The sequence below is a fragment of the Kitasatospora sp. NPDC056138 genome (genome assembly GCF_042264695.1).
Taxonomy (GTDB): domain Bacteria; phylum Actinomycetota; class Actinomycetes; order Streptomycetales; family Streptomycetaceae; genus Kitasatospora.
In genome coordinates, this window is sequence record NZ_JBHJVK010000030.1 from 50,202 (window position 1) to 63,099 (window position 12,898).

General features: G+C 75.3%; 12 protein-coding genes. 11 read left to right on the plus strand and 1 reads right to left on the minus strand.

What is annotated here, in order from left to right:
- Positions 1–27: 27 nt before the first annotated feature.
- Positions 28–909, minus strand: coding sequence for a hypothetical protein (locus ACFC1R_RS19505; protein WP_375940142.1), 882 nt, complete (start codon positions 907–909; stop codon positions 28–30).
- A gap of 195 nt (positions 910–1,104) precedes the next feature.
- Between ACFC1R_RS19505 and ACFC1R_RS19510 the strand changes: the two genes are divergently transcribed.
- The 11 genes from ACFC1R_RS19510 (at position 1,105) to ACFC1R_RS19560 (ending at position 12,894) form a co-directional block, all read left to right on the plus strand.
- Positions 1,105–1,698, plus strand: a complete 594-nt coding sequence (locus ACFC1R_RS19510; RefSeq protein WP_375940144.1) for a DUF4255 domain-containing protein — start codon at positions 1,105–1,107, stop codon at positions 1,696–1,698.
- Positions 1,695–2,711, plus strand: a complete 1,017-nt coding sequence (locus tag ACFC1R_RS19515) for a hypothetical protein (protein ID WP_375940146.1) — start codon at positions 1,695–1,697, stop codon at positions 2,709–2,711. Before ACFC1R_RS19510 ends, ACFC1R_RS19515 begins: the two co-directional genes overlap by 4 nt.
- Before the next feature lie 64 nt (positions 2,712–2,775).
- Positions 2,776–4,641, plus strand: coding sequence for a phage tail sheath family protein (locus ACFC1R_RS19520; protein ID WP_375940147.1), 1,866 nt, complete (start codon positions 2,776–2,778; stop codon positions 4,639–4,641).
- Positions 4,642–4,757: 116 nt separating this feature from the next.
- On the plus strand, positions 4,758–5,213 hold the full coding sequence (locus ACFC1R_RS19525; RefSeq protein ID WP_375940149.1) for a phage tail protein: 456 nt from the start codon (positions 4,758–4,760) through the stop codon (positions 5,211–5,213).
- Positions 5,210–7,225 (plus strand): phage tail sheath family protein, encoded by a 2,016-nt coding sequence (locus tag ACFC1R_RS19530; protein ID WP_375940151.1) that lies wholly within the window; start codon positions 5,210–5,212, stop codon positions 7,223–7,225. Before ACFC1R_RS19525 ends, ACFC1R_RS19530 begins: the two co-directional genes overlap by 4 nt.
- Positions 7,226–7,325: 100 nt before the next feature.
- The gene (locus ACFC1R_RS19535) at positions 7,326–7,898 is read left to right on the plus strand and encodes a phage tail protein (RefSeq protein ID WP_375940153.1); all 573 of its coding nucleotides are present in this window, start codon (positions 7,326–7,328) and stop codon (positions 7,896–7,898) included.
- A complete protein-coding gene (locus ACFC1R_RS19540) occupies positions 7,895–9,208 on the plus strand; it encodes a hypothetical protein (protein WP_375940155.1) in 1,314 nt (437 codons plus the stop codon). Before ACFC1R_RS19535 ends, ACFC1R_RS19540 begins: the two co-directional genes overlap by 4 nt.
- Positions 9,209–9,432: 224 nt before the next feature.
- Entirely contained in the window at positions 9,433–9,594 is a 162-nt protein-coding gene (locus ACFC1R_RS19545) for a hypothetical protein (protein ID WP_375940157.1), read from the plus strand.
- Positions 9,587–10,681, plus strand: a complete 1,095-nt coding sequence (locus ACFC1R_RS19550) for a phage late control D family protein (protein ID WP_375940159.1) — start codon at positions 9,587–9,589, stop codon at positions 10,679–10,681. The genes ACFC1R_RS19545 and ACFC1R_RS19550 overlap by 8 nt, the downstream gene beginning before the upstream one ends.
- Complete coding sequence (locus ACFC1R_RS19555) at positions 10,682–11,347, plus strand: phage baseplate assembly protein V (protein WP_375940161.1); 666 nt, start codon at positions 10,682–10,684, stop codon at positions 11,345–11,347.
- Positions 11,344–12,894, plus strand: a complete 1,551-nt coding sequence (locus tag ACFC1R_RS19560) for a hypothetical protein (protein ID WP_375940163.1) — start codon at positions 11,344–11,346, stop codon at positions 12,892–12,894. The genes ACFC1R_RS19555 and ACFC1R_RS19560 overlap by 4 nt, the downstream gene beginning before the upstream one ends.
- Positions 12,895–12,898 lie beyond the last annotated feature (4 nt).

The window sequence follows — 12,898 nt, forward strand, 5'->3', positions numbered from 1 at the left end:
CCGACCGCCAGGGGGTGCGGGTGGGGGTCAGTACGAGCCGGCCGTGGCGGGGGTGCCCGTCGGCGGGCACGAGGGCGGGCAGAGCTTCTCGTACTCGGTCAGCACCTCGTCCACCACGTGCTGCCGCTTGGCGTCGCAGGCCGCCGCCTTCGCGGCGTCCTGGCACTCCAGCCCGGCCTTGGCCCCCTCCAGGACGGCGATGGCCTGCCAGCCCCTGAGGATGCAGACCAACTCCTTGCAGAGGCGGTCGACGTAGGTCGCGACGGTGGGGAAGCCGTGCCACACGGCCTTCCGCTGGCGGTCGGCGACCAGCAGGCGGGCGTAGAGCCGGACCACGTCCCTGGCCGTCGCCTCGGCGGCCGCGTCCGTGGCCAGTTGGGCGGCGTCGGCCTTGAGGGCGGCGGCCCGGGCCGGGAGCGCGGTCTGCTCGGCGATCAGCGCGGTGAAGCAGGCGGTGTACCTGGCGGTGATGTTCCGGTACCCGGCGATCCGGGCGGCCAGCTCCTCGACCGTGTCGTCGTCCGGGGCGCAGTCGAAGTCGCACGCGGGCGGCGGACAGCAGTCGGACGTCCCGGCGCAGGCGGTGATCTCCTCGAAGACCTTCACCACCGCCTGCTCCAGGCAGCTGCGCTGCTCGTCGTCGATCCGGCAGCGCAGCAGGGCGTGCACCGAGTCGAGCAGCCCGACGGCGGCGTCCACGTCGGCCTTCGCGGCGTCCCGGGCCTTGCCGTAGTCCGTCTTCGCGGTGCCGAACCGGCTCTGGTAGCCCTGCAGGACCGGCAGGACCTCGTTGATGACGGCGGCCTGCTTGCTGAGCCCGGTGGCGCCGCAGTTGAGATCGGTGATGGCGCCGAGACCGCAGTCCTGGCCCGGGGCCGGCGGGGGTGGGGACGTCGTGAAGTTCTGCATGGCTTCTCCCGGGTCGAGGACGGGTCGAGGAGCGGATGCCTGCCGAGTGTGTGCGACGTACTGTCACCGGCGCGTCGCCGCCCCGGCCCGTGCGGCCGGGCCGGCGGACCGCCGTCGGGTGCGCGCCGTCCGGTACGCGCCGGTGGGCGGAGTCCGGCAACGCGCTGGTGACGCCCGCCCCGGCAGCATCGCCCCATGGCTGGATACCGGGCACTCGCCGCCGTGGGGCGCAGCGTCGTCGCGCTGCTCGACCGGCGCTTCGCCGAGCGGATCCCGGTCGGCCGCCGACCGGAGGCGGTCCTCGCCGGGCCGCTGGACTTCGAGAAGGTGGACACCCCGGGTGCCGTGATCCGGCATCCGGCGGTCTCGGTCTACTGCTACCGGCTGAGTGTCGACAAGGAGACCCGGCCGGGCTGGTCCGCGGTGGCGGCGCGGGACGGGATCCCCCGGCTGCCGCTGCGGATGCACCTGATGGTCGCGGCCTGGGACCAGTACGTGGAGGCCGAGTTGGAGTGGCTGGGCCTGGCGGCACAGGTGCTGGAGAGCGACAGCATCCTCACCGGGCCGCTGCTCGACCCGAGCGGAGAGTGGGAGAGCGGGGACATGATCCAGCTGGTCGCGGACGAACTCGCGATGGATTCGCTCAGCGAGGCGTTCCAGGCGTTCACCACCGAGTACCGCCTCTGCCTGCCGTACCTGGCGCGGGTGGTCCGCATCGACGGGCCGTCCATGGGCGCCGCCGGGGAGGTCGCCACGGTCGCGGCCGGGCTGTCGGAGGTCCGGCGATGACCGACGGCGAAGCGGTGCCCGAGAGCGGAGCGGTGCCCGAAGGCGGAGTGCTGAGCAGCACGGTGGTGCCCCGTGGGGCGACGGCCGGCGAAGCGGTGCCCCGTGGAGCGACGAGCGGGCCGACGGCGTTCCGGGAGAGCTACGCGGGCGACCTCGGGGCCGTCGACGTCCTGCACCGGCTCGCACTGGCGGTGTCCCCCGTGGACGCCAGGACCAACGGCCCGGTCTGGCCGGGGGTGCGGGCCGACCGGGAGGTCGAGAGCCCGTCCGACCGCTTCGGCCGCTCCCTGCTGCGCGTCCTGCCCCTGGAGGCGCACGGCGGCACGGCCTTCGTCCTCCGCTACGGCGGCGGTTGCGGCGGTGGGGTCCGCGGCCGGACGGTGAGCCTGCGGATCGCGGACCCGGCGTCCCGCTGGGTGCCGCGCCGGTTCGTCCTCCCGCTGTGGACGCGGGCCGAACTGGCGGAGGCCGAGCGGCCGTCCGGCACGTTCGTGCCGGTGGCGGCCCGCCTGCTGCGCCCCTGGCTGCTGCCCGGGGTGGCCTACCCGGTGGCCAGGGGAGTCACCGGCCTCCGGCTGCGGGTCACCTTGGCGGGGGCGCCGGTGCGCTGGCCCAGGATGGAGGCGTTCGGCCCCGGCGGGCAGCGGGTCGGCTGGGCGCACGGGGACCAGTACGGGCAGGTGCTGCTGCTGGTGGACGGCACCGGCGCGCTGCCGCCGCCGACGCCCGCGCGGTTCGACGTCGCGCTGCGCGCACACATCCCGGACCCGGCGACCGTGCCGTTGCCGGAGGCGCTGGACCGGCTGGACGCGCTGGATCCGCTCGACCCGCTGGGGGACCTGGTGGTGGAGGCCGTCGACCGTTCGCACAACCCGCCCCGCCCCGAGGACCTGGACAACGACGTCCTGCGCGGCCTCGCCGTGCCCGACGGCTATCTGACCGCAGCCAGGGACGTGGTCCGCTCGCTCACCGTCGGCCAGGTGATCCGCTCGCCCGACCTGCCCTTCGGCTGACCCGTCCGTGCGGCCGACCCGCCGCCCCGTCCTCCGGCTGACCCGCGATCGAGGAGGTCCGACCGTGCCCGAGTACCTCACCCCCGGCGTCTACGTCGAGGAGACCAGCTTCCGCTCACGCTCGATCGAGGGCGTGCCCACCAGTACCTTCGGCATGGCCGGGCGGACGGCGACCGGCCCGGTCCCGTACTCCGTGGGCGGGACGACGGTGGTGCCGGGGCCCGCGCTGGTGACCAGCTTCACCGAGTACGAGCGGGCGTTCGGCGGCCTGACCGTCGACGGCGACCCCTGCTGGCTCGCGTTCGCGGCCCGCGCGTTCTTCGCCAACGGCGGGCGGCGGCTGTACGTCTCCCGGGTGTTCAACTTCACCATGACCGCCGGTCCGCACCCGGTGATCGACCAGGACGGGAACTTCGCCGCGCTCGCGCTGCCGCTCGGGGCGAAGACGCCGCTGCTGCGCTGGCGGGCCCGCTGGCCCGGTACGGCGGCCGCCCAGGTCAACGTCTCGGTGACGTTCCGGCGCAGCAAGAACGTGCTGGTCGGCGGTCGGCTGACGGGAGTCCGGCCGGGCGCGGCGGTGGAGCTGGTCCCGCTCGTGGCCGGACAGCCGAAACCGATCGCGGACAACGTGGCCCCCGATCCTGCCAAGGTGATGGTGGTCGCCAGGGGTTCCGACGGGGTGCTCGGCTACGTCGGGGCGGGGCCGCAGGGCGTCCAGCCGGTGGACCCCAACACCGGGGCGTACCACCTGACGCTGGCGGTCACGGTCCGGTTCGGCGCCGAACGCACCGACGTCTACAACGAGTTGGAGCTGGCGGACCCGCATCCGCGCTCGGTGGCCAACGTCCTCCAGGCCGCCGACCCGGCCGACGAGTTCTCACTGGTCTGGTTGGAGACCGTCGCTGCGGCCCAGGGGCAGCCCGCGCCGGCGCCCGGCGCGCTGCTCGCCGCCCTGCTGACGCTCGACTCCCGGGACGGCGCGTACCTGTCGGGCGGCGGCCCCGGCCAGGACATCGGGCCGGACGAACTCCTCGGCCACCCCGCCGACCCCGACAGCATCCACACCCCCGCCACCGGGCTGGAGGCGCTGGGCGAGATCGACGACATCGCCGTCGTCGCCACCCCGGACTCCGTCACGCTGGGCCCGGACGCACAGCTGACGGCCGTCCAGAACCTGATCGGCCACTGCGAGCGGCTGCGCTACCGGATGGCGGTGGTGGATCCGCCACAGGGCAGCTCGATCTCCGAAGTGCGCCGGTTCCGCTCGCAGTTCGACACCGGCTACGCCGCGCTCTACTACCCCTGGGTGCGCATCGTGGACCCGACCCGGCGCCCCGACCCGAGCACGCCCCAGCCCCTGCTGGACGTCCCGCCGTCCGGCTACGTCGCCGGGGTGTACGCGCGCAGCGACATCGAGCGCGGTGTGCACAAGGCCCCCGCGAACGAAGTGGTCCTCGGCATCACCGACTTCACCACCAACGTCACCTACGACCGGCAGGCGGTGCTCAATCCCGAGGGGATCAACGCGCTGCGCTTCTTCGAGGGCCGGGCCAGGCGGATCTGGGGCGCCCGGACGATGAGCTCCGACCCCGAGTGGAAGTACGTCAACGTCCGCCGGCTCTTCCTCTACCTGGAACACTCCATCGACAAGTCGACCCAGTGGGCGGTCTTCGAGCCCAACAACGAGCGCCTGTGGGCCTCGGTCCGGCAGAGCGTCGAGGACTTCCTGCTGGCCACCTGGAAGACCGGTGCGCTGATGGGCACCAAGCCCGAGGAGGCGTACTTCGTCCGCTGCGACCGGACCACCATGACCCAGAACGATCTCGACAACGGCCGCCTGATCTGTCTGATCGGCGTCGCACCCACCTATCCCGCCGAGTTCGTGATCTTCCGCATCGGCCAGTTCACGGCGGACGCGCAGGACGGCTGAGGCCCCGGGACGCCCGCGATCCAGGTCGGCTGACGTGCAGGACAGCCGACCTGCAGGACAACTGACGTGCAGGAGGGCCGACGTGCAGAGCCACCGGCCCGGCAGGAGGCAGATCCATGGCAATCCGCAACAACCCGTACGGCGCCTTCAACTTCCTCGTCAGGCTCGGCGACACCGGCGGCGAGGACCAGATCGCCGGCGGCTTCTCCGACTTCAGCGGCGCGGGCAACGAGGTGAAGTTCTCCGAGTACCGCAACGGCAACGACCCGGAGAACCACGTCCGCAAGATCGCCAACACCAACACCACCGACGACGTCACCCTCAAGCGCGGCATCATCGGCGACCTGCGCCTGTTCAACTGGATCAAGGCGACCAGGGAGGGGGCCTTCGACCCCCGGACGGTCGTCGTCACGCTGCACGACGAGGCCAGGGCCCCGGTCTGCCAGTGGGTCCTCCGTGCCGCCCAGCCCAAGAAGTGGGTCGGTCCCACGCTGTCCGGCAAGGGCGGCGGCGAGGTCGCGATGGAGGAACTCCACCTCGTCGCCGAGCGGATCGACTTCGTCTCCCTGTGACCGGGGCGAGCGGTGCGGGAAGCCCGGGGCTCCGGCTGGGCGCGCCCGGGGTCTACCGGGACGACCGGCGACCGGCACCCGCCCTCCGGCCGGTCCGGCTCGACGTGGCCGGCTTCGTCGGAGTGGCGCCGCGCGGACCGGTCGACCAGCCGGTGGCCCTCGACAGCTGGTCCGACTACCTCCGGCGGTTCGGCGGCTTCGAGGGCCCCGGCCTGCTTCCCCACGCCGTACGGGAGTTCTTCGCCCAAGGCGGCACCAGGGCGCACGTGCTGCGCGTCGCCCCCCTGCCGCGCAGCCCCGACCCCGAGGCCCTGAGCGCCACCGCGCTGCACCGCACCCGGCTGACCGCCGCCGACGGCCGTGCCCCGCAGGAGGTCGACCTGCGCGCCAGGGACGAGGGAAGCTGGGGCCAACGGCTCCGTGTGCACTGGGAGTTCGCCGCCTCCCGGCACTTCCTCGGCCCGCTCGACGGCCGGGAGCTCACCCTCCCCGACGGGCCCGCCCCGCCGGTCGGCTCCCTGCTGCGGATCCTCGGCCCCGGCCTGCCGCCCGCCGGGAGCTACGCCCTGGTCACCGCAGTCGCCGACCGTCCGGCCGCCCCGGGGCTGCGCCGGCGCGTCGCCCTGCTCGACCGGCCGACCCTGCCCGCTCCGGGTACGGCTGAGGTCGACCTCGTCACCGCCGCGGTCACCGTGGACGACGCCGACCCCGCGCAGGCCCGCCAGGAGCGCTTCACCGACCTGGGCCTGTCGAGCGCCCACCCGCGCTACGTCGGCGACGTCCTCACCGCCGAGTCGCTGCTGGTCGTCCCCGACGGGCCGTGGCCGGCCGCCCTGCTGCCGCCGGACGTCTTCCTCGGCGCCGCCGACTCCGGCTGCGTCCGCCCGGGTGCGGACCGCTGGGCCGGTATCGGCGCGGACAGCTTCTTCGGCCCGCTCCCGCCGGAGCTGCTGCCCGTCGGCGGCAGCGGGACGGCGGACGGCGAGGAGCTGCCCGGTGGCGCGGTCGCGGACATCCCCGGCGTGGACCGGATGTCGCTGGTCGCGGAGGTCGCCCTGCTCGCCGTGCCCGACCTGCTCTGGCAGTACGGCGTGCCGACGGGCGGCACCGAGATCCCGGTCCGCTCTGCCGGACCGGAGTTCGTGCCGTGCCCGCCCGCCCCGGTGCCGACGGTCTACACCCCGCCCCCGCAGCAGGAGGTCCTGCTGGACGGCCGCACCCAACTGCCCGAGATCCTCCGGCGGCAGGGCAGGCTGGTCGCCCTGGCCGAGCGGCAGCGCCGCTTCGTGGCCCTGCTGGACGTGCCGCCCGGCCTGCCCGCCCGGCTGGTCGCCCGCTGGCGCGCGGGCTTCGACAGCTCGTACGCCGCCGCCTACCACCCCTGGCTGGGCGTCGTCGCCACCGAGCCGGGGTCCGGCCGCCCGGGCGGCGGGCGCGCGGTGCTGGTGCCGCCGTCCGCCTTCGCGGCCGGGATCATCGCCCAGCGCGAGCAGCGGCTCGGGATCCCGTGGGGCCCGGCGAACGTCCTGGCGGTGGACGCGGTCACCGCCGCCGACCGGCCCACCGCCGCCGAGCTCGACGAGCTGCACCTGCTCGGCATCGACACCTTCCGCGCCGAACGGGACGGCTTCCGGCTCGCCTCGGCCCGTACTCTCTCCAGCGATCCCGACTACCGGCAGCTGAGCGTGCGCCGACTGATGACCATGCTCCGGCTGGTCCTCGAACGCCAGGCCCAGAGCCTCGCCTTCGAGCCCGACTCGCCGCAGCTGAGGTCCGAACTGCGCGGCGCGGTGACGCAGTTGCTGCGCGACCTGTTCCGCGACGGGGCGCTGGCCGGGGCCGGCGAGGACCAGGCGTTCTTCGTCCGCTGCGACGAGGGGCTCAACCCGGCCTGGTCCCAGGGGCTCGGGCGGCTGGTCGCCGAGGTCGGGGTCGCGCCCGCGCAGCCGCTGGAGTACCTGGTGCTGCGGATCGCGCAGGACGCGGACGGGGCGCCGGAGGTGACGGGATGACCGCTCGACGGGTCGGGCCCGCACCGGGGCGGGGCGGCCGCCGCTCCGGCCCGGTGCGGCCGGCGACCGGGGCCGCCCGCCCCGGGGCGGTGCGTGGCTGATGGCCGAACTCGTCCAGGGCTTCAGGTTCCGGGTCGGGCTGACCCGCAGCACGTCCCCGGGCCCGAGCGCGGCGCCGCCGCCGGTCCTCGGGGCGGAGCCCGCCCGGCAACGGACCCGCTCGCCCGCGATCCCCGAGCAGGGCACCGGGGCGGCCGACCGGCTCGGTGACGGCGGCTTCCAGGAGTGCACCGGCCTCGATCTGGAGGCCGACCTCCGCGACCGGCTGGAGGGCGGACGCAACGACGGGACGGTGCGGGGCGTGGGCCGGGTGAAGCTGCAACCGGTGGTGCTCAGGCGCGGCATGCTGGTTCCCACCGACGGCGGCGGTGCCGACACCGCCCTGTGGGACTGGCTGCACGGCATGGTGAGCGGCACCCTGCCGCTGCCCCGCTACGACGGCGACGTGGAGGTCCTGGACCCGTCCGGCGGCCGGGTGGTGGCCCACTGGCGGTTCACCCGGGGGCTCCCGCTCAAGCTGACCGGACCCGCCCTCAACGCACGGACCGGCGAGATCGCCATCGAGGAACTGCACATCGCCCACGAGGGCCTGCGGCTGGAGAGGACCGGATGACACCGCTCGCGCACGCCACCCTGCAACGCCTCCGGCGCGGTACCGCCACGGCCAGGGACCAGCCCGTCCCGGTACTGGACGACGGCCCGGCGGTGCCCGTCCAGTTCAACCCCGCCTCGCTGCGGATCAGCCGCAGCAACAACACCGACCGGGGCGGTACCACCACCCTGACCCAGAAGCGCCAGTACACCTCCCAGGAGGGTGCGACGCTCGCCTTCGACCTCGAGTTCGACACCGCCGAGCAGGGCGGCACCGGGGACCACGTGGACGTCCGGAAGTGGACGGCGCTGGTACGGCAGTTCGTGGAGCCGCCGCCCGACAGCACCGGGGACCCGCCGCCGGTGGTCCGCTTCGTCTGGGGGACGCTGCGCTTCAACGGGATCGTCACCCAGGTCACCGAGGAGCTGGACTACTTCGCCCCGGACGGCACCCCGCTGCGGGCCAGGGTCGGCGTCACCATCGCCGAACAGGACTTCAGGTACCAGGCGAACGAGAAGGGCCCGGGCGTGCGGGACGCCCGGGAGGCGACCGACCCCGGACAGCCCCGGCCAGGCACCGCGCCCGGGACGGCCGGGACCGGCCGTCCGCGGCAGGTGGTGCAGGCCCAGGAGGGGGAGAGCGCACAGCAGTTGCTGGCGCGCCTCGGACTCGACCCGGCGGCCTGGCGGGGTGCGATGCGCGGGCTGGACAGCCCGCTGTCGCTGCCGGCGGGTGCCGTGGTGCAGCTCGGCGCCGAGGTCTCGGCGGGCGGCGGCGGTACCGCGAGCGGGCAGTCGGCCGGTTTCGCCGGTGCGCCCGCGACCGCGTCGGTGGCCGGGCTGGCGGCGGCCCTCGGACTGGGCCCGGGGCTCCCGCGGTCCGACGACCTGTCGGCAGGGTTCGCGCTGTCGGCCGGCGGTGGGATCGCGACCTCGGCGGACAGCGTGCTCGCGGACACCGCCGCACAGGCCGTCGGGCGGGCGCAGGACTCGTTCGCCGCGCCGCCCGCTGTCCGGCGGCCGGGCGTCCCGCAGGGCCTTGCGCAACAGTCGCTCGTCCCGCAGGGCGCCGACCGGCGGTCCGCCGGCTACGGCCGGGGCATCCCGCTGCGGGTCCGGGCCGATCCGGGGACGGTGGCCGACGGCGAGGCCGGGGGAGGGCGCAGCCTGGCCGGCCGCGCCCGGCCGAGCGAGGTTCCGCCCCCGGTGGGGCTGTCCGCGCCCTGGGAGCAGCTGCCGCCGCCCTCCGCCGACCGCCGCGCCGCCGACTGCGAGCAACGCCGCCGTGACGCCGGGCCGAGCACTCTGAGATGGCGTCCGCAAGGAGCGTGACCGTGCGCCGGGCCGTGCGGCCCCGCACGGCCCGGCGCCGGCCGCGTTCCGGCGCGGCCGGCTGCTGCCGCTGCTGTCGCGGCTGCCGGGTGGTGCGGCAGCGGTGCGGTGCGGCGCGTCCGCCGGGTCGGGTCGAAGGAAGGCAGTCGTCCTCCGCTCTGTGCGGTTCCTCGCGTCCCAGGGGCGCTCAGCGGCCGCCCGGCGGCCGGGCAGGGAGGCTTTGGATGAGCGTGCACATCGGGGAGGTCCACACGGACGTGGTGCCCGCCGGGGCGCCGGCCGAGCAGCGCGGCGGCGGGCAGTGGACGGCCGAGCGGCTGCGCGAGGCGCTGGCGCACGCCGAGTGGCTGCGCGCCCGGGTGGCCGCGGAGGGCTTCGATGACTGAGCCCGCCGTCAGTGCCGTCTCCCCGGTCTTCGAGGTGGCCGGGACGCTGGTGCGGGAGCTCGCCCGGGACTGCGTCCGGCTGGAGGTCGCCGAGGGCGCCGAGGGCCTGCGGACCCTGCGCGCACACCTGCTGGCCGTCGGCATCGGCGCCAGGGGCCCGCAGGACCGGCTGGCGCACCTGGACGGCCGCACGGTCGACCTCGGCAGCCCGCTCAGGGTGTCGCTCGGCCCGGCGGGCGGACAGCGCCACGTCTTCGAGGGCACCGTCTCCGCCCTGGAACTGGTGCTGGACGACGGTGAACCGCCGCTCGTCGTGGTGCACGCCGAGGACGCCCTGATGCGGCTGCGGATGACCCGCAGGATGCGCACCTACACCGATGTCACCGACGGCGAGCTGGCCGAGGCGGTGGCCCGTGAGCACGGTCTGCGGGCGGCCGTGGACCTGGACGCGGACGCGCCGCGCTACGACGTCGTCCAGCAGCTCAACCAGAGCGACCTGGCCTTCCTGCGCGAGCGGGCCCGCCTGCTGCAGGCCGAACTCTGGTGCTCGGGAGGCACCTTGAACCTCTGTTCCCGCTCCGCGCGGCAGGCCACCGCCGTCACCCTGGTGTTCGGCCGTGACCTGCTGTCCGCCCGGTTCGCCGCGGACCTCGCGCACCAGCGCAGCGAGGTCGTGGTGACGGGGTACGACGCCGAGCAGCGGCGGCCGATCGACGAACGGGCCGGGCCGGAGGCCGTCGAGGCCGAGGCCCCCGCGGGCGGGCGGACGGGCGCTCGGCTGCTCGGCCGGACGCTCGGCCCGAGCACCACGCTCCGGGTCCGCGAGGCGGCCCTGGGCCCGGCGGAGGCGAGCGCCTGGGCGCGGGCGGAGATGCTGCGCCGGGGCCGGCGGTTCGTCACCGCGACCGGGGTCACCAACGGCACGCCCGACCTGCTGGTGGGTACCCGGCTCACCCTGGAGTCGGTCGGCGGGCCGTTCGAGGGGCCGGGGTACCACGTGACGCGGATGCGGCACACCTTCGATCTGGAACACGGCTTCCGCACCCGCTTCGAGGCCGAACGCCCGACGCTCAACGGGGTGGTCTGATTGGCTCTGTCCGCACCGCCCGACGGTGCCGTTCCCGGCTACTTCGGCGTCTACCCGGCGATCGTCACGGACATCGTGGACGAGCGGCGGCTCGGCCGGGTCCAGGTCCGCTTCCCCTGGCTCGGCACCGACGGCGACCGGGACGTCCGGGCCTGGGCCACCCTCTGCTCCCCGTACGCCGACGCGGACCAGGGCCTGCTCGTCCTGCCCGAGGTGGACAGCCAGGTCGTGGTCGCCTTCGAGGCGGGCAACCTGCGCCGCCCGTACGTCATCGGCGCGGCCTGGAACGGCCGGGAGCCGCTGCCGCACACCCCGGAGGCGGCCAACGACATCCGGCTGCTGCGCTCCCGGGCCGACAGCAGGCTGGAGTTCGACGACACCGGCGGTGCCGCCAAGGTGCGGATCACCATGGCCTCGGGCCACCAGGTGACGCTCGACGACGCGACGCAGCAGGTGACGGTCCGCCACGCCGGCGGCTGTGTCGTGCGGCTGACCGCGACGGCGGTGGAGGTCGCGGCCAACGTGTCGGTCGAGGTGACGGCGCCGACGGTGAAGGTGGACGCCGCGCTCGCCACCTTCACCGGCCTGGTCAAGGTCGGCACGCTGGTCGCCGACCAGATGGTGATGTCGCCCGCCTACACGCCCGGCGCGGGGAACCTCTGGTGAGCGCGGCGGAGCACGGGTTCAAGCTGCGCGCCCCCTGGTACGTCTGCGAGCGGGGCGGCTACGACCGGTTCAGTCCGGCGGCCGAGCGGCCGGCCATCCAGAAGTACGACTCCGCCGAGTTCGTGCACCGGCTGCTGGCCGATCCCCGGGACTCGCTGAGGTTCGACGCCGAGGAGGACGTCTGGTCCTACCCGGTCGCGGTGCCGGCCGCCCGGCGGGGCGCCGGGCGGCTGCGGTTCGCGACGCACCAGCTGGTCAGGACCGAGCTGCGCAAGCTGTACCAGCCCAGCCACGACCGCTTCTACGCGGTGGCGGTCGAGCTGTTCTGCGACCGCCCCGGGCTGCCCCGGCCGGCCCCCGCCGACGAGGTGGAGGTCGGCCTGGTGATGCGCAGGCTCACCATGCACGTGACCGCCGGGCCGCCGGTGGTCCGGCGCCTGGCCCGGCAGCTGACCGCACGCCTGCTGGCGGCCCAGAACGCGGGGGCGAAGCCGGAGTCGCTGCGCGAGAGCGACGTCGACGACGTGGTGTGGGCCGATGCCGCACACCGGCTCTCCGTCGACCCCGGGGACGGCTACTGGCTGGACCGCCTCGGCCTGACGGAGGTCGTCGAGGGCTGGGTGGTCGGGCCGACCGGCCGTGGCCGGTGGCAGCCGGTCGCACCGGACGGCACCCCCGAGGACCAGGTCCTGCCGATGTGGCGGCTGCCGGGTTCCGGCGAGAACTGCGCGGCGGCGGCGACCCGTTCGCTCTGGTTCGGCCCGGTGCCGACCTTCTCCGGCGAGCACGACGCCGACGGCGCCCCGAAGCTGGACGAGGAGGCCGTCTACCAGCTGCGCTGCTTCGTCCGCCGCAAGTCCGCGCCGGGGGACGGGCGGTGTCCGCCGCAGGTGTCCTGGAGCGCGCCGACCGAGCCGTTCCGGCTGGCCGCCTTCTTCGACCCGCAGGGCAGCAAGAACCGTCAGGTGTCGGTACGGCTGCCGGACTTCCGCACCCTGGCCGCCCGCGCGGGCCGGCCGCCGGGCCCCGGTGGCGCGGTGGTCACCAGCCCGCCGCAGTCCCAGCTCTCCTTCGACCCGGGCGGCGGGACACCGAGCGGCGGCTCGGTGGGCGGCACCTCGCCGAGGGTGTGCACCTTCGCGGTCGAACTCCTCACGATCGTGGCGTTCTTCGTGTTCAGCCTGTTCCTGCCGGTCGTGGTGTTCCTCTTCCAGTTGTGGTGGCTGCTGGCGCTGCGGTTCTGCCTGCCACCGGCCGCTGCTGCGACGGCCCTGCTCAAGGCGTACTTCGCGGGCGGCGGCACGCTCGCCGACCTGCCCGCCACGGCCCCGGGGCCGCCCGCCCCGCCGTCGGCGGACCGCACCATGCTGGACGCCCTGCTCGGCGCCCCCGGGGCGAGTGCCCGGCTCGCCGCCGACGGCAGCGGGTTCCCCGCCGCCGACGCCGCCGAGCTGCCGGCCGCCCTCGACCCGGCCACGGCGGCGCGGCCCGCCGAGCCGCCGGCGGAGTGCTCGCCGCCCGACCCGCTCTGCGGGGGCGGCACGTGAACCG

What these genes read in the sequence shown, in the direction of transcription:
- ACFC1R_RS19510 (WP_375940144.1), top strand. Translation starts at nt 1,105, where the DNA reads ATGGCTGGATACCGGGCACTCGCCGCCGTGGGGCGCAGCGTCGTCGCG.
- ACFC1R_RS19545 (WP_375940157.1), top strand. Translation starts at nt 9,433, where the DNA reads ATGAGCGTGCACATCGGGGAGGTCCACACGGACGTGGTGCCCGCCGGG.
- ACFC1R_RS19535 (WP_375940153.1), top strand. Translation starts at nt 7,326, where the DNA reads ATGGCCGAACTCGTCCAGGGCTTCAGGTTCCGGGTCGGGCTGACCCGC.
- ACFC1R_RS19550 (WP_375940159.1), top strand. Translation starts at nt 9,587, where the DNA reads ATGACTGAGCCCGCCGTCAGTGCCGTCTCCCCGGTCTTCGAGGTGGCC.
- ACFC1R_RS19505 (WP_375940142.1), bottom strand. Translation starts at nt 909, where the DNA reads ATGCAGAACTTCACGACGTCCCCACCCCCGCCGGCCCCGGGCCAGGAC.
- ACFC1R_RS19515 (WP_375940146.1), top strand. Translation starts at nt 1,695, where the DNA reads ATGACCGACGGCGAAGCGGTGCCCGAGAGCGGAGCGGTGCCCGAAGGC.
- ACFC1R_RS19540 (WP_375940155.1), top strand. Translation starts at nt 7,895, where the DNA reads ATGACACCGCTCGCGCACGCCACCCTGCAACGCCTCCGGCGCGGTACC.
- ACFC1R_RS19525 (WP_375940149.1), top strand. Translation starts at nt 4,758, where the DNA reads ATGGCAATCCGCAACAACCCGTACGGCGCCTTCAACTTCCTCGTCAGG.